The following is a 14583-nucleotide window of genomic DNA, read 5'->3' as shown; positions in this document are numbered from 1 at the left end:
TCAGTCTAAGGATAGACAAAACAAACAGATGACGTGAGAGTGATATAAAGCTCTCACCTTTTTTATCTTTCAATCCTTCCTCTTTTTATCACTTTATGTATTTTTTCCTTCAATATTATGTGATGATCATAACTGCGACCGTAGTTGAAGTTTAAGCAATTCTTTAATATGTGCATGTACATTTATAACTTGTTAGAATTGACCGAATCACAATTAACAAAGCATTGGACAGGGAGTAGGTGAAAATGTCGCAGGAAAATAAAAACGATAAGTCTTATTACAGTATCATTGCGCTATCAATTGTTCTGGTGCTGATGTCAGCAACAATATACGCTATTTCACAGAATGGGTCCGAAAAGGATACGGAAAGTACTATTTCCATGAGTGGGTATGCTGAACAGAAGGTTGTCCCTGACACAGCAACATTGAGAATAGGTGTTGTAGTCCAGTCTGCAACTGCAAAGGAAGCGTCCGATGAAAATGCAGCCCTTATGAGTGCTGTAATAGCAGAACTCAAAGCAATAGGATTGCAGGACAGGGAAATGCAGACATCCTATGTTTCCGTGTACCCTGTATACAACTATGATAAAGAACAAACAATCACAGGTTATTCTGCATCCAATAGCGTGCAGATCACAACCACGAATCTCGACAAGCTGAGTGAGATCATTGACAGGTCCACAGCCGCCGGAGCTAATGAGATTGGAAGCATTTCCTTCTCAGTGTCCGATGATATGCAAAAGCAGCTTCGTGAAGACCTGATGAATGAAGCGGTCGCTGATGCATCATTAAAAGCCTCTACGCTTGCTAAGAGCCTGGGCGTTGAGATAACTGGCGTGCAAACCTCATCTATAAGTGAGAACAGTGGTCCCAGAGTATACTACGAATATGATATGGTAGCAGCAGAAGAGGCCTCAGGAGCAGTTTCCACTCCTATTCAGCCGGGAGAGTCTACTGTTTCAATGTCAGTACAGGTCACGTACTACATTGAATAAGAAATTTGGGCTAAGCAGTTTGAACGCTGAAGTATATAAGTGATCAGGAGTTGCAGATGATAAATGTTGTTTGCAACTTCTCAAACCAGTGTGTCTTCTATGAATCACCCATCGGTTAACGCCTATGGGCTTCTCTTTTTACTTTTTAAGGAAATTTCTTTCTCTATCAATAAGTTTCCTTATGAATGGTTTTGTATAAGGTTTTCGCGATTGAATATTTTTTGCTCTCCAGGGTCACACTGTAGTATGGAATTAGCTCAGGAGAAAAGCCCATAATAAAATCCACAAATGCAGGAATATTTGCTGCCATTACGTTCATGTATTTGAAGTCTCGAGACTTCAGGTCAAGAAATTCATTATAATACAGAAGAGCAATGGGGCCCAAACGACCAAAATCAGGGTTCAGGGCTGAGGTCCAGATTACAGCGCATTTTTTTCCATACAGATTTAAGTGAGCTGCAATAGCTTCACCCTCGGGAGTCTCTGAGACAAACATGTATCCAATGTTTTTTTCCTGAATCAGCTTAAATAGCCTTCCAAAGAACCCTCTGGGTAAAGGAGGCTCTAAATTTTGCTTTTCGTAGGCCAGTGAAAGCAAACGGTAATATGTTTCAGGATCATTCAATACTCTGGTTTTAAGTCCTGCCTCAGTTGCAGCTTTAAGTTCCATCCGCATTTCCCCTGAAAGGTTGCTGTCTATGTTTTCTTTCAGATTCAGATAATGGGTATAATGTACGGCAGAATCCCATCCATTCCACGTGAACGGTCTTATATCCTCAAAGCCTGGGGAGAACGTAAGATGAATGCTGTCAAATCCCTGCTTGCAGAGAAATTCCCTGAGGGGATTGAGGATTTCATGAGTTTCCTGTACCCGTTTACTTGCCTTAGAACTTGCTCCCTCTTTTATAAGAGGCCCACTGTAGCTGGTCATTCTACAGGTTGAAGTTGCCACTTTCAATATTCCCTTGATATTTTTTACAAAAAGGGGGCATCCTCCCACAAGTTCACCGTTTCTGAAACAACCGTATATTTTAAGCTCTTTTGACAGGATATCTCTGCAAATTTCAAGCCATTCACTGGTATGAAAAAGTGTGCCGGGTTGAGCTTTTTCTACAAGCAAATCCCATTCTTTGTATTCGGATGGCAATAATTCTCTGGCTTCAATTCCGTCCATTTTAATCCCCGTGAAAATAGATAGTTATTTTTCTATGATGAATAACTCAGCTCCAAAATTTATTATTAAACTGAATGTAACATCCCTGCATGAAATATATTTTTTATAATTATTTACTGACGTTAAGAGACAAACAATGGTAACTGTGAATCCTACTAAGGCTGTCTCAAAACTATGCTTGACCATATTTTCCCTGCCTCCATAGCAAGAAACCCTTCAGCTGAAGATCTATATCCTCCTCTTATCTGCAAAAACTCTTCCCGTATGTTTTTTGGTTTCAATACCTTCTTTTCATATTCCCCTGAAATGTTTATTTCATATCCCACCACCATATTTTTCTTAACCCCTAATTATTGCTTTTTTCTTAACCCCTAATTATTGCTTTTTTCTTAACCCCTAATTATTGCTTTTTTCTATACCTCTCGCTATGCAATCTGAAATTAGCTACATTATCTGGTTTGCTAAATTATGGGTTCTCTTAGTTATTTTTCCCCAAAAAATTCAAAACTGTATAAAATTATTAAAGAATTCTATTTTCATGTCTATATATAAATTTCACTGACGGCAGAAGCTTCTTCAAATTTGTTTTTTAATATACTACTTTCCGGTTCTATCTTTCTTTCCGTTCATAAATGTGAATCTCTTCCCGATTCATTCCAAATTTGAATCCATATGGTTTCTAAAAAAATTATGTAGCCTTTGAATCATGGTTACTTGTTTAAGCGAACAAGTATAAAATTAGAAAATTTAAAAAGTATTTTATGCTTTACCAGTGTCTTATGTAAGGAACTTGCGCAGTTTAGCTCTGGTGCCAGCAGCATAAAACTCTCAACTATCTAATTATGCTGTTTTGCACAAATGCGCAGATGCTTGGTTTTGTGATCAATTTAAAACAAAGTAAGATTTGGGGCTCTAAAATAACTAATACGGTCTGATTTAAATGCTCAAAAGAAGGAATATTGGCAGATGGCTGATGCTTACATTATTTATTTGTTTTTTGTTATCTGGTTCTGTAAGTGCGGATGATCTCGAATTAAATGATTCCGAATCTAATGAAATCTCTGATTTTATCAAAGAATTTGCAAATGATGCCTCTTTCATAGCCTACAGGGGAACAATACCCGAAACAATTGATCAGGACTGGGAAAATTCAATTTCAGATTGCTGGTTAAATCTTAACCGAATAGGGCCTTCATATTCCGAATTTGACATTTCTATAAAAAGTGTTGCTGCCAGTGATGTAATAATAATTGAACTGGGCTCTGCCTATAAAGGAGAAATAGATGACTCCAGAATTGATGAGATGTATCAGAAAATTGAGGAGTACTGTGAAAAGCAGGAAGGGATAAGTAAAATTCCTGTGGTCTTTATGTGGGCACAGGATGAAGACGATCTTCCATTACCTGATTATGGTCCTCAGATTTTCGAGGAAATTAAAAATGAGCCCGGGTTCATAGCCACTCGAGGAACAATGCCTGTAATTACAGACTCCAGTGAAAAAGTGGAATGGGGAGAGACAGCAGGGGATTGTATTCATAGTTTCAGAGATGAACTTCTTCCCTATATGAAATCATATGGTGGGCCAATGATTAGTTTTGGTTATGACTATAGGGGATATATATTTGTGGAATTTGATAAAGACTCGCTGGAAAGCGTTAATGAATCTAGAGACTTTTTATTATTTTCTGGTCTTCATATTTTCTCCATAAATCATGCAAAACAATAAAATTTTAATTATATTGAGATAAATTTTCTATTTATGGGAAAAGGAAATGTCTCAATAGATAAGTCAATGATAAAAACGGTAGTTGACGGTAAAATAATGATTCCTTTGCCAAAAGTTTTGGTTGGAAATCGATACTATCCTATGTTTTCCGTATTATCTCCTACTCATTGTGCTGATTGTGGCAATAAGTTACATGTGAACTCTCACTACACTCGTTTTATTTTATCAAGTCACGGCACTATAGCTCTCAATGTTACATACTGGTTTTGTCCTGTTTGTAAGAAACCTTTTCATGATCAGATTATTGGTGTTCCTGGTTCTGCAAATTACAGTTCTGAATATTATGATAAACAAATGAATGTTAGATATGATGGACGATGCAGTCTACACAATTCTCGGCAAATTGGAGAAACATATACAGAAGGCTTGACAGCCTTCTGTGGTAGAGCTCCTTGTGCAACTTCATTATGGTTATATGAACAGAAACATGCAGAACTTTCAAAGCAAGAACTTTTAGATCAAAAGATTGGCTTTGATGAAACATTGTATGTTGATGGGGATTGGATCAAAAAAGGCTGGAAAAAGAGACTTGAAGAGTTGATTGGAAGAAAGCTTACAGAAAAAGAATGGAAAAAAATGCGATATCAATCTGTTTACGTTATTGCTACTAAAGAAAAGGTAGTTTTGGATTTTGAGGTAACTGACAGATTACCAACGATTGAAGCTCTGATTCCTCTTTTCAGACGAATAAAAAACCGATTTCCTGAAGGCAAAATACAAAAAATTGTTTCTGATGAAGATAAAGCAATCATTGGAGCTGTAAAGAGTGTCTTCCCTGAAGTAGCTCACTCCTTTTGTGTGTTTCATCAATTAAAAAACGTTAGCAAGAGATACTATGAAGAATTCAACTCTGTTGAAGATATTCCAGATAATGATAAGGTTGTGTCCAATGAAATATATCAGTTGATACGTTCTGATACGGTCATCAGTGCTGTTGTATGTATTCAAAAGATACGAGAATTCTACTCTAATCTGGAACTTTCAAAAGCGTCTCAGAAAGCGATTTCTTATGCAGAAGAGATTTTCAAGAAAAATGTAAGCTTCTTGAAAAAAGGGTTTACACCTGAGACAGATAATACAATGGAACAGATATTTTCTTTGATAGGTGATATCGTAGACAAAGCAAGATCATTTAAAACCGATAGTGGCCTAACTAATTTTTGTTACAATTTATTTACTTATTTCAACAAACGGTGTTTCAGTACTGGTAAATGGAAAGGATTCTCACCCTTAATGAGGGCAAGATTCCAGTATGGATAAAAGTAAAGAGTAAATGGAAACTTTCAGTTTTAATCTGCAGCTTTACAGCGGTAGCTATCGAATAATTATGGCAAAAATAAGAAATTGATGTACAAAATCTAGATATTAGTGGAGCGACTTTTCCAAAATGAGGAAAAATGTTAAGGGATTTGGGTGAAATTCAATTGTTTTTTTAAAATTGGAGAAGAACCATAAAAAATTAAAAAGACTCTGAATCTATGATTGATGAAATATATCTAATAATTGAGAATCACTGTGAACAGGAAGGCGTAAGTGAACCACCAGTAGTTTTTGAGTGGGGAGAAATGCCAATAGAATGCGAAGAACTTTTACCAGTAAATGATGTACCAGATGTGAACGAAGCTAATGATGTTAGCTTATTAGGTAATGAAGAAGGGATTGCCAGTAATAAAACAACCAATCAAATGCCTGGCTTTACTTCAATAATGGTCGTTTTAGGGCTTTTATCGCTTTTTATTGTTAAGCGCTCATAATGTAAATGCATAAGATCGATGTTTTCCTTATTACATCGATCCTGCCCTTTTTCTTATTTAAAGTAAATTTATTCTCTTTTCAATTCGCTTCTTCTAAACGCAACCTTCTCCCCACAGTACTGGTGCAGCTTTTTTGTTCCTCCAGCTTCGCTGATCACCGTAAGCATTGTAAAGGGATCAATAATTCGGGTTCCCATTATTGCAGTAATTCCTCTCTCGAAAAACGGGGCCGGGTAGAGAGGTGCGCTTGGGCCGAGCAGGACAACTTCCCTTGCTGCACCCCGGAGAGAAAGGAGTTCATCAAAAGTCCTGTTGGCTAGAGTGCTTGCACTAAGAATAATCACATCCGAAGCAGGGAGGATTTCTTCGGCTCTTTCTGAGGACAGGGTTCTTGTTTGAGGGGATTCGATTTTACGCTTTTCGAGGACAGTGAGTTTATCGGTTACTTTCATGATTTTCGGGACGAGAGGACCGAAATAGCCAATCATTGCAACTCTATCCCCGGGTTTTATAAGGTCCAGGATGTCCGAGGATGAATGCTGGAAGTTTTCGGGTTCCAGATCTCGGAGCATGTGGGAAAGTGCATTTACGGTTGCAATCCCGACTGCTGCTTCAAGGAGGTTTTCTGACAGGGCAAGCTCAAGCATCTTATCCGCAGTTTTCCCTCTCAGGGTTTCCGTAAAACCCAGGGCAGGGCAGCAGGAAAATTCGTAAAGTGGGGTGCAGGCGACACCTCCATAGTTTTCGGAAAGCAGGACTCCGGTATAGGCGAGCCCTATTCTCATGTCTTCTACCTCAATTTCTTCAAGGGCAGGGCCCAGGTCTTTTTTAAGCGCACTTACGAGGGCGGGCAGGATTCCAGTTTCTTCTTCTCCTTCCTCTGTCATTCTTTCTATTCCTGTTATTCCTCCCTCCTTTTTTCCCTTTTTTTCTTCTTTTTCCGGGAATTTTACGTCTTTGAGATATTTTGTTTCCGGCATATTGCTACCTTTTTCTTCTTGTTCCTCATATCCTTTCAATCTTCGTTGTAAAGTCAAGGGGGTTTGCGTAATAGGGAGCGCTTATAACGATAATGTCAACAAGAGGGGCATATCCAGGGATCCTTTTTGCCTCGATCCCTCCTACTGCAAGTTCAAGCTTCGGGTTGAGCTTCTTAAGTTCGGGCCCGAGTTCCCGCAGTCCTTCGGGGGAAAGGTGGTCAAGGAGCATTATATCTGCCACTTCGGCATATTTGAATGCTTCTTCCCTCGATCTGGGTTCGATTTCTATCTTTTTCATAGCCCTGAGCTTTTCCAGGTTCCCGGCAACTTCTAGGTGGTTCTGGCTTAGCTGGATTGAGTCGCTGAGGGAATTTCTGTGGATGTCTCCTCCGCCTGCCCGGACTGCTTTAAGCTCAAACATGCGGGATCCGGGATGAGTCTTTCGGCTTGTTGCAATTATGATGTCCGGGTTTGCCTTTCGGCCCGCACTTACCATAGAGGCTGTTTTTGTGGCAATGGCACACATGAGGGAAAGAAAGGTCTGGGAGACCCTCCAGAGTTTGAACAGGAGTTTGAGGTCTCCTTCGGCTTCGAAAATTGTATCTCCTGGCTCGAAAGTCATGCCGTCTCCGAGGCAATTCAGGTTTTTCAGGCCTTTTCGTTCGTAATATTCCGCCAGCTCCCCGGCGCAGGCACAGGTCCCGTTTTCTCTTGAAATAATTCTCATTTTTCCTCTGCCTTCAAGTTTGAGCAGTTCCGCGCTTTCATCCTGATAGGGGCAATCTTCGTAAAAGTAAAGCTCAAAAAGGTCTATCATGCTTTGCCTCAAAAATTTCCTTTACATATCACTTATTTTATGTTTCTATTTCCTTTGCTGCCGGCTTTTCATATCATTTTTTTTCTCCCGGTCCATCTTCACTTCACTTCTGGTTCTGTTAATCTTATTCCCGATCTGCGTTAACTTTACTTCGGCTTCGAATTTACTTTATAAATTTACCTTATTATCCTGGCATTTGAAGCCTTGAACACGGCATAGATTTCTCTGCCTGGTTCAAGATCAAGCATTTCACATGAAGTAGGTGTGATTATTGCTTTAATTTCTGCACTTCCCATCTTCAGCTCGACCACGAAAAGGTGTTCCTTCTTGAAAACTCCTGAAACCCTTCCCCTCAAAGTATTCCGGGCCGAACTTTCCATAGCCCCTCTGGCAAGGATGACTTCTTCAGGGCGGATGGAGACCGTGACCTCTTCTCCTGGTTCGGCCGGGTCTGCTGAATAGATTTCCAGACCTTCGGCTTCGATCACCGTGAGTTTTCCTTCGAGCGCCTTTACCTTTCCTTTCAGCATATTGGTGCCCAGAAACTCAGCCACGAAATCCGGAGACGGGCGCCTGAAAACGGATTCCGGATCTCCTGCCTGCATAACTTCCCCTTTTCTTATCACTACAACCCGGTTTGCCAGGGTCCAGACATCTTCGAAATCGTGGGTCACGTGCATGACAGTGGTGCTGTAATCTGCAATTGCCTTTTTCAGCATCTCCCTGAGCTTTTCCCTTGTTCTTGCATCAAGGGCGCTGAAGGGCTCGTCCAGAAGGAGCAGCTTTGGTCTGGCAACCAGGCTCCTTGCAAGGGCTGCTCTCTGTTTCTCTCCTCCGCTCAGGGTTTCCGGTTTCCTGTGCAGCAGTTCGTTTATCCCGAGGACTCCGGCAATCTGCTTTACTTCGGTCTCTATCTGCTTTTTATCCCTGATCTTTTTCCGGAGGGCATACGCTATGTTTTCAAACACGTTCATGTGGGGAAAAAGCATGTGGTCCTGGTACACTATGCTGATCTGCCTCATATCGGGAGGAAGGTCGGTGATATCTTTTCCTTCCAGAATAATTCTGCCTTTCTCGGGCCCGTAAAATCCGATTACGGTTTCAAGAAGCAGGGACTTTCCGCTGCCTGAGGGGCCTATCAGCGCCAGGTAATCCCCTTTTTCGGCTTTAAGTCCCATATCGCTGAGCTGGAAATCTCCAGCGTCAAGGCAGAGACCCCTTACCTCAAGGAAACTCACAGCCTTCCTCCTTCGAACCTTTCGAAGCTGAGGATTACAAGAAAAGCAATTCCCATGAGTAAAATCCCGCTTGTCACTGCCATTTCCAGGTTTCCGTATGAGATGTTAAGGTAAAGGGTCACGGGCAGAACTTCAGTATTCATGTAAGAGCCTCCTGCAAGCACAAGCACGGCCCCAAAAGCTCCTATGCAGCGGGCAAAGGTAATTACGCTCGAAGCAAAGAGCCCACTTCTTGCCATCGGAAGAGTTACGTGCCTGAAGGTCTCGAACTCTCCATAACCGAAGCTCCTTGAGACCTGTTCGTATCGCGGGTTGACGTCTTCGAAGGTAGAGAAGATGACCCTTACAGCGTACGGAAAGGCGACAAAAAACTGGGCAACAACTATTCCAAGCTTGCTGAAGGTTACCTTTATCCCTGCCGCCTCAAGGTAAGGCCCAAGAAAACCGTGCCCGAAAAGGAGCAGGAGTGCAAGGCCCATTACCAGTTCAGGGAACGCCATCGGAAGCCCAAGTATTGCCTTTATGAGGTTTTTCCCCTGAAAAGAAAAACGTGAAAGGGCATAGGCTGTCGGGATTGAAAAGCACATGACAGAAAGTGTCGAAGCCGAAGAGGTCAGCATGGAAAGCTTCATGGAATAGAACATCTCTTCCGAAAGCAGGGCTGATAAAATTTCCGAGGGTTTAAGGACAAAGAGCAGAGCTCCTACAGCTATGAATAGCAAAAAAGTGAAGAAGAAGGTAACACCTACAGTTAGGTTTCTGAACCAAGAGTGGTTAATACTGGCGTATTTTAAGGGCTGCATGGCTCAAAGCCCCATTTTTCCCAGATCTCTTTTGCCTCTGCTCCTGCAATATAAGTGTTAAAAACCTCTGCCAGTTCAGGGTCTTTGGTGTATACGGAAACCGCTGTAGGTATGGTCTTTATTTTATTTTGTTCTTCAGGAATCTGGATAATTTTGAGTTTTCCGCTGGCTTCACCCCAGCTTGCCATGTCTTCCCAGATAATTGTCGCATCTACCTCTTCGGATACAACGTAAATGAGAAGCTGGTTTACGGTCGCAGTCCTGACAATTGTGTTATTATCGACTTCGGGAAGAATGCCTGCCTGTGTACAGATCGTTTCCGAGACCTTGCCTATTGCAGGCCCGTTAGGGTCTCCGAGAGCCAGTTTTACTCCGGGTTTCGCCAGCTCTTCGAGCTTGCTTATATTTTCGGGATTTCCCGCAGGAACTGCAATTACCGGAACATGCAGGGTCAGGTTTTCCACGCTTTCATTGAAAACATAATTCCTGTCCATAGCCTGTCCGGTGTAGTAGTAATCTCCGGGGATAAAAATGTCACACTCTTTTGAGGTCAGGATTCCGAAGATTTCGGCGCTCCCTCCGTAGCGGACCTCTACGTCTGCTCCGGTTTCGTTTTCAAAGCTCTCAATCAATTCGTTCATGGGTTTTATCAGCCCCGCTCCGGAACAAACCGTGAGATGTCTCCCCTCAAATGCTTTTTCCTGGTTTTTCAAAACAGGTGCAGATGCTCCTTTTTCAGTACACCCTGAACCTGCAAGAGCCACTGCCAGTACCATGATAATTATGAATGTGCAGACTTTTTTCATTCAAAAACCTCTTCAGATGGAAGTTCAATGATATGTCTGAACATACATAACGGTTAATAAAGTTTTTTACAAAAATATTCAATGCAGATTTTGTTTAAAAGTAGAATGAGATTCAGGCTGCTTTCCAGTCCTGAAATCTCAAAAAATAAAAACAGGCGTTTTCCTTTTTATTTAAAGTTCAAATATTCTCTTTCTATATTTCTCAAGTTCTTCAGCCCCTTTTTCCTTTGAAAGGCTGCTCACCTCGTAGATAATATGGGACGGCAGAACCTTCATCCCCATATACTCAAAGACGCAGTGAGTAACCGATTCAAGATGCCTGTTGAGGTCCCCATGTGCCCCTCCTTCGGAATACCATTCTTTTGAAGCTCCTGTAGTAGTGGCAAGCATTGCAGATTTTCCTTTCAGGAGCCCGGTTTCGTAGGCGCTGTTTGTGATAGGGTTGAAGCCAAAACCCGGAGCCAGGACCCTGTCTATCCAGCCTTTCATGATTGCAGGCATGGACGTGAAGTAAATAGGGAACTGAAAGACGAGGAGATCTGCCCACTTTACTTTTTCCATCTCCTCTTTTATGTCAGGCGCAAAAGCCCCGTTTTTGGAGGCCTGGATCGCTTCAAAGAAAGGCTTGAAAACATCCGGCTTTTTTCGTTCTGTGAAGTCTTCCGCATTGAGCACGGGATTGAAGTTCATCGCGTAAAGGTCTGACAGTCTTACTTCGTTGCCCTTTTCCTTCAGGGCAGCAAGAGCTGTGTCTTTCAGGGCAGCATTGAAGGATTTGGGCTCAGGGTGTGCATAAACATAAAGAATTTTCATTTTATTCCCCCTAATTCTATCCATGAAATTCGTTTCCCTTAATATATAAGTAAAGCTGCCTCTCTCGTTGAGACAAAAATATACATAAAATTATATTCATGGTTAAAAATTACGCTTCGAGCCAAAAATGCCTTCTCCCGTTGATGGTTAATATTATTATATCACGAATTCCAGCCCGGTTAATACTTTCTTTTTTGTCTACTGTATGCAGGCGGGATTGGGCGGCATATGGCGCATTAAAAAGAAAATTTGAAATGAGGTGTACAGTCTTTCGGATAACGTAAACCAGCTTTTCGGAGAACACTATTAATTAAATCTTAAACTAAATTTTATACCTTGAACTAAGAGTTATGCATTGATCTTTTTCAAAAGCCATGCCATGTTCTGGCCCAGGACCTGCATGGTCCGGATACCTTCTTCGTCTTTTTCAACGTCCCCCTCAGCAAGCCCTATTCCTACGTTCCAGTAACTGGACCCGGGAATTATCATCTGGGAAATCGTGAAGAAATGGTTAATGGAATCAAAGACATGGACTGATCCGGCTCTCCTTACTGCAACGACGGCAGCTCCAACTTTGTACCTGAACATTTCACTATTGGCTTTGGCAACAAACCCTGCCCTGTCTATAAGGGCTTTGAGCTCAGGCGTCAGGTCTGCGAAATATGTAGGCGAGGCAAGGATTATGCCGTCGGCTTCAAGCATTTTTTCAATGCATTCGTTGACGATGTCTTTGTCAATTACACACCTGTGGTCTCTGTTTTCAAAACATTTTGAGCAGGCAATACAGCCGTGGATACTCTTTCCCCCTATCTGCACGGTCTCGGTTTCGATCCCCTCTTTTTCAAGCTCTGCAAGGGCGTGTTTTATGAGAGAAGCCGTATTGCCTTCCTTCCGCGGGCTTCCGTTAAATGCAACGACTTTCATTGTTAATCTACCCCGATCAATCTTTAATTATTTATTCTCAGTTTATTCCTTCAGTTAATTAATCCTTTTCAGCTGGTTAATCCTTCTCGGCTGGTTAACCCTCTCCAGTTCCTTTTTTGTCAATCAGACTTTTACCTGTTTTCCAGGCTTCTCCCCCGTAATCCCCCACGGTCCAGTAGCTGTTATCCGGCATGGTAAGTAGCAGGGTTCCATCTTTTTGATATCCGGCTTCCCCTGAGTCAGATACTGCTCTTCCGAATAAGCGGCAATAATTTCTCCCACAAAGAAGTAGTTTGTTGGAAACTCCAGGGTTTCGATAAGCCTGCACTCAAGGTTCAGTGTGCAATCTTTGATCATGGGAGCGGTTTCGAGCTCCCCGTAGAATACTTTAAACAGGCCTGACTTGTCAATCTTTTCTCCGGAGACAAGTCCACAGTAGTCGGTTTTTTCCACCATTTCAGAATAAGGGAAATTTATGCTGAAGCTTCTGTTCTTCATGATATCCTCTGGCGTGTAATGGGATTTGTGGACTCCCACTCCAAGCATGGGTGGGTTTGCATTCACACGGCTTACCCAGCCCAGGGCCATGAAATTAGCTTTTCCTTTCACATTTGCCCCGAGGAGGGTAACAGGCATCGGATAGATGAATACGTTGTTATTTATCTTGATTTTCTCTGCCATGGCTACTTTCCCCCAGCCAGCTTATACATTCATGTCTCTATCTGGTTTGATGATACCGGGTTTGATAGGCCCCTTCAAAAACGAATGGGAGTAAATTTGTGGAGAAAATGATAAATTACAGCTTTTTTCTGTATATGTTAATCTCGGTTTCTCTCTCAAGACATTCTGAAAGCAAAGGAAATATTTCTCTAAAATGACTGGAGTTTAAATGTTCATCCAGGCTGCTTTCATCTTTCCACTCTTCTAGCATCGTCAGGATTCCTGAATTCTCCAATTCCTGATACACTCCATATTCTATGCAACCCTCTTCTTTTATTGATCCTTCAACAAGTTTTTCACACAAATCCATAAATTCTTGAATTTTTTCAGGTTTGACCTGATTTTTTGCAACAACTCTTATCGTCAATAAAATCACCAGCCTGTACAATGCTTGACTCTGCCAGTATAACAGTATTATTCTTTCTTCTGACCGTACCTGTTGTGATAAACTTTCTCTTTCCTGTACCGGTCCTGAGGTTCGGGTTGCTGGGCAGGGTAGCCAATAGGTACAAGCCCCAGAGGAAATATATGGTCCGGTAGTCCAAAAGTTTTCCGGAAGCCTTTGACCCTATCTGTCATGGGAAAAATCCCTGTCCAGACCGCCCCAAGCCCGAAATCGTGGGCTGCAAGTAGGAGGTTCTGAATGGCTGCCGAGCAGTCCTGAACCCAGTAACCAGGCGCTTTTTCCTGAGTCGTATCCCCGCAGATCAGAATTGCGAGAGGAGCTTCCCTGCACATGCCGGCATAAGGGCTGAATGTGGGAATCTCGTCCAGAATTTTTCTGTCATCAACTACAATGAAGACCCAGGGCTGAGCATTAACTGCAGATGGAGCACTCATTGCAGCCCTGAGCAGTTCGGTAACAAGCTCTCTCGGAACTGGTCTGTCAGTGTATTTTCGAACGCTTCGGCGAGTATGTATCGCTTCAAGAGTTTCCATATTCAGACTCCTCCAATTTATTCCTGAAAAGTCTGGGCGAGAAACCTCCCTCCAGGCTTCCCTAACCCTATTTTTATTTTCTTTCCCTTTTCTATTCTCTTTTCAGACTTTATTTTCTTTCCTTGCCTTATTTTTCTTTAATCTCTCTTTATTTGAAGAGGTTAAAGCCTGTGTTTTTTGCTTTTTCCATAAGCTCGATATCATCCTTAACTTCTCCCGGAGCGTGATATCCAACTCCTACTATCGTATCCTTCACATCCATGCGCATGAAGCTGGAAATTTGCCCTCCGAATTCTTCATAGACTCCTTTGAAAGCTGCTGCATCAGGCGCTCCCTGGGTCCCTATAATTACTGCTTTTTTCCCGGCAGGGAGGCGGGGAGAGAAGTCAGCGTTTATAAGGGAATAGCAGCGGTCAAGGAAGAGTCGCATCTGACCTGTAAACTGACCAAAGTAGATAGGAGAACCAAAGACAACACCATCGGCTACTGCAAGCTCATTGAATAATTCCATAAGGTCGTCTTCAAGCTTGCACTGATCATGGCTTTTGCAATAGTTACAGGCCTGGCAGCCTCTGTAATTCATCTCGTTGAGGATGAAGGTCCGGGTTTCGGCACCTTCTTCTGCTGCTCCTTCAAGGACCTGCTGGACAAGGATATTTGTATTTCCATTCTTTCGGGGACTTCCAACAATACCTATGACTTTCATCTTTTACACCTTTTATCTGTTGATTTGAGCCTCTTTTGGCTAAATAGAGTCTCTTCTGTTAGTAACGTAAGTTTATTGATATTTAATCTACAGCAACTATACTTATATACCATACATACAATCCGGAT

17 protein-coding genes are annotated in these 14583 nt (G+C 42.0%); 4 read left to right on the top strand and 13 right to left on the bottom strand.

All coding sequences use genetic code 11. The annotated features are described in order from the left end of the window. The first annotated feature begins 245 nt into the window (after positions 1-245). Positions 246-995 carry an SIMPL domain-containing protein gene (locus ACZ5A8_RS20315; RefSeq protein WP_464531194.1) on the top strand — a complete coding sequence of 250 codons (750 nt, stop codon included), beginning with the start codon at positions 246-248 and terminating at the stop codon, positions 993-995. A gap of 166 nt (positions 996-1161) precedes the next feature. Here the strand turns inward: ACZ5A8_RS20315 and ACZ5A8_RS20310 are convergent, their stop codons facing one another. Next, positions 1162-2169: a GNAT family N-acetyltransferase gene (locus ACZ5A8_RS20310; protein ID WP_464531192.1), complete on the bottom strand. Its 1008-nt coding sequence runs from the start codon at positions 2167-2169 to the stop codon at positions 1162-1164. A gap of 155 nt (positions 2170-2324) precedes the next feature. Then, complete coding sequence (locus ACZ5A8_RS20305) at positions 2325-2495, bottom strand: hypothetical protein (protein ID WP_464531191.1); 171 nt, start codon at positions 2493-2495, stop codon at positions 2325-2327. Between the two features lie 614 nt (positions 2496-3109). Between ACZ5A8_RS20305 and ACZ5A8_RS20300 the strand changes: the two genes are divergently transcribed. The 3 genes from ACZ5A8_RS20300 (at position 3110) to ACZ5A8_RS20290 (ending at position 5709) form a co-directional block, all read left to right on the top strand. Further along, positions 3110-3895 (top strand): hypothetical protein, encoded by a 786-nt coding sequence (locus tag ACZ5A8_RS20300; RefSeq protein WP_464531190.1) that lies wholly within the window; start codon positions 3110-3112, stop codon positions 3893-3895. Between the two features lie 33 nt (positions 3896-3928). Continuing rightward, positions 3929-5215 carry a transposase gene (locus ACZ5A8_RS20295; protein ID WP_464530109.1) on the top strand — a complete coding sequence of 429 codons (1287 nt, stop codon included), beginning with the start codon at positions 3929-3931 and terminating at the stop codon, positions 5213-5215. A 218-nt stretch (positions 5216-5433) separates the two neighbouring features. Continuing rightward, positions 5434-5709 carry a hypothetical protein gene (locus ACZ5A8_RS20290; RefSeq protein WP_464531188.1) on the top strand — a complete coding sequence of 92 codons (276 nt, stop codon included), beginning with the start codon at positions 5434-5436 and terminating at the stop codon, positions 5707-5709. A gap of 68 nt (positions 5710-5777) precedes the next feature. Here ACZ5A8_RS20290 and ACZ5A8_RS20285 read toward each other — a convergent pair whose 3' ends face one another. The 11 genes from ACZ5A8_RS20285 to ACZ5A8_RS20235 all read right to left on the bottom strand — a co-directional run bounded on the left by ACZ5A8_RS20285 (position 5778) and on the right by ACZ5A8_RS20235 (position 14455). Continuing rightward, positions 5778-6689, bottom strand: a complete 912-nt coding sequence (locus tag ACZ5A8_RS20285) for a Rossmann-like domain-containing protein (protein WP_464531187.1) — start codon at positions 6687-6689, stop codon at positions 5778-5780. 25 nt (positions 6690-6714) lie between these two features. After that, positions 6715-7506, bottom strand: a complete 792-nt coding sequence (locus ACZ5A8_RS20280) for a beta/alpha barrel domain-containing protein (RefSeq protein WP_464531186.1) — start codon at positions 7504-7506, stop codon at positions 6715-6717. Between the two features lie 176 nt (positions 7507-7682). Beyond that, complete coding sequence (locus ACZ5A8_RS20275) at positions 7683-8744, bottom strand: ATP-binding cassette domain-containing protein (RefSeq protein ID WP_464531184.1); 1062 nt, start codon at positions 8742-8744, stop codon at positions 7683-7685. Then, positions 8741-9547 carry an ABC transporter permease gene (locus ACZ5A8_RS20270; RefSeq protein WP_464531183.1) on the bottom strand — a complete coding sequence of 269 codons (807 nt, stop codon included), beginning with the start codon at positions 9545-9547 and terminating at the stop codon, positions 8741-8743. Before ACZ5A8_RS20270 ends, ACZ5A8_RS20275 begins: the two co-directional genes overlap by 4 nt. Then, complete coding sequence (gene modA, locus ACZ5A8_RS20265; RefSeq protein WP_464531182.1) at positions 9535-10353, bottom strand: molybdate ABC transporter substrate-binding protein; 819 nt, start codon at positions 10351-10353, stop codon at positions 9535-9537. Before modA ends, ACZ5A8_RS20270 begins: the two co-directional genes overlap by 13 nt. Before the next feature lie 171 nt (positions 10354-10524). Next, a complete protein-coding gene (locus ACZ5A8_RS20260) occupies positions 10525-11166 on the bottom strand; it encodes an NAD(P)H-dependent oxidoreductase (RefSeq protein WP_464531181.1) in 642 nt (213 codons plus the stop codon). 348 nt (positions 11167-11514) lie between these two features. After that, positions 11515-12090 carry a flavodoxin family protein gene (locus ACZ5A8_RS20255; RefSeq protein ID WP_464531179.1) on the bottom strand — a complete coding sequence of 192 codons (576 nt, stop codon included), beginning with the start codon at positions 12088-12090 and terminating at the stop codon, positions 11515-11517. Positions 12091-12213: 123 nt separating this feature from the next. Next, the gene (locus ACZ5A8_RS20250; RefSeq protein WP_464531178.1) at positions 12214-12771 is read right to left on the bottom strand and encodes a flavin reductase family protein; all 558 of its coding nucleotides are present in this window, start codon (positions 12769-12771) and stop codon (positions 12214-12216) included. A 115-nt stretch (positions 12772-12886) separates the two neighbouring features. Continuing rightward, complete coding sequence (locus ACZ5A8_RS20245) at positions 12887-13186, bottom strand: putative quinol monooxygenase (RefSeq protein WP_464534230.1); 300 nt, start codon at positions 13184-13186, stop codon at positions 12887-12889. Positions 13187-13224: 38 nt separating this feature from the next. After that, positions 13225-13749, bottom strand: a complete 525-nt coding sequence (locus ACZ5A8_RS20240) for a nitroreductase family protein (RefSeq protein WP_464531177.1) — start codon at positions 13747-13749, stop codon at positions 13225-13227. A gap of 148 nt (positions 13750-13897) precedes the next feature. Further along, on the bottom strand, positions 13898-14455 hold the full coding sequence (locus ACZ5A8_RS20235) for a flavodoxin family protein (RefSeq protein ID WP_464531175.1): 558 nt from the start codon (positions 14453-14455) through the stop codon (positions 13898-13900). Positions 14456-14583: the final 128 nt, after the last annotated feature.

This window comes from Methanosarcina subterranea (assembly GCF_055385895.1).
The sequence above is the reverse complement of the archived record's forward strand: the minus strand, read 5'-3'. Positions and strand labels throughout refer to the sequence as shown.

What these genes read in the sequence shown, in the direction of transcription:
- ACZ5A8_RS20315 (WP_464531194.1), top strand. Translation starts at nt 246, where the DNA reads ATGTCGCAGGAAAATAAAAACGATAAGTCTTATTACAGTATCATTGCG.
- ACZ5A8_RS20310 (WP_464531192.1), bottom strand. Translation starts at nt 2,169, where the DNA reads ATGGACGGAATTGAAGCCAGAGAATTATTGCCATCCGAATACAAAGAA.
- ACZ5A8_RS20300 (WP_464531190.1), top strand. Translation starts at nt 3,110, where the DNA reads ATGCTCAAAAGAAGGAATATTGGCAGATGGCTGATGCTTACATTATTT.
- ACZ5A8_RS20295 (WP_464530109.1), top strand. Translation starts at nt 3,929, where the DNA reads ATGGGAAAAGGAAATGTCTCAATAGATAAGTCAATGATAAAAACGGTA.
- ACZ5A8_RS20290 (WP_464531188.1), top strand. Translation starts at nt 5,434, where the DNA reads ATGATTGATGAAATATATCTAATAATTGAGAATCACTGTGAACAGGAA.
- ACZ5A8_RS20285 (WP_464531187.1), bottom strand. Translation starts at nt 6,689, where the DNA reads ATGCCGGAAACAAAATATCTCAAAGACGTAAAATTCCCGGAAAAAGAA.
- ACZ5A8_RS20280 (WP_464531186.1), bottom strand. Translation starts at nt 7,506, where the DNA reads ATGATAGACCTTTTTGAGCTTTACTTTTACGAAGATTGCCCCTATCAG.
- ACZ5A8_RS20270 (WP_464531183.1), bottom strand. Translation starts at nt 9,547, where the DNA reads ATGCAGCCCTTAAAATACGCCAGTATTAACCACTCTTGGTTCAGAAAC.
- modA (WP_464531182.1), bottom strand. Translation starts at nt 10,353, where the DNA reads ATGAAAAAAGTCTGCACATTCATAATTATCATGGTACTGGCAGTGGCT.
- ACZ5A8_RS20260 (WP_464531181.1), bottom strand. Translation starts at nt 11,166, where the DNA reads ATGAAAATTCTTTATGTTTATGCACACCCTGAGCCCAAATCCTTCAAT.
- ACZ5A8_RS20255 (WP_464531179.1), bottom strand. Translation starts at nt 12,090, where the DNA reads ATGAAAGTCGTTGCATTTAACGGAAGCCCGCGGAAGGAAGGCAATACG.
- ACZ5A8_RS20250 (WP_464531178.1), bottom strand. Translation starts at nt 12,771, where the DNA reads ATGGCAGAGAAAATCAAGATAAATAACAACGTATTCATCTATCCGATG.
- ACZ5A8_RS20240 (WP_464531177.1), bottom strand. Translation starts at nt 13,749, where the DNA reads ATGGAAACTCTTGAAGCGATACATACTCGCCGAAGCGTTCGAAAATAC.
- ACZ5A8_RS20235 (WP_464531175.1), bottom strand. Translation starts at nt 14,455, where the DNA reads ATGAAAGTCATAGGTATTGTTGGAAGTCCCCGAAAGAATGGAAATACA.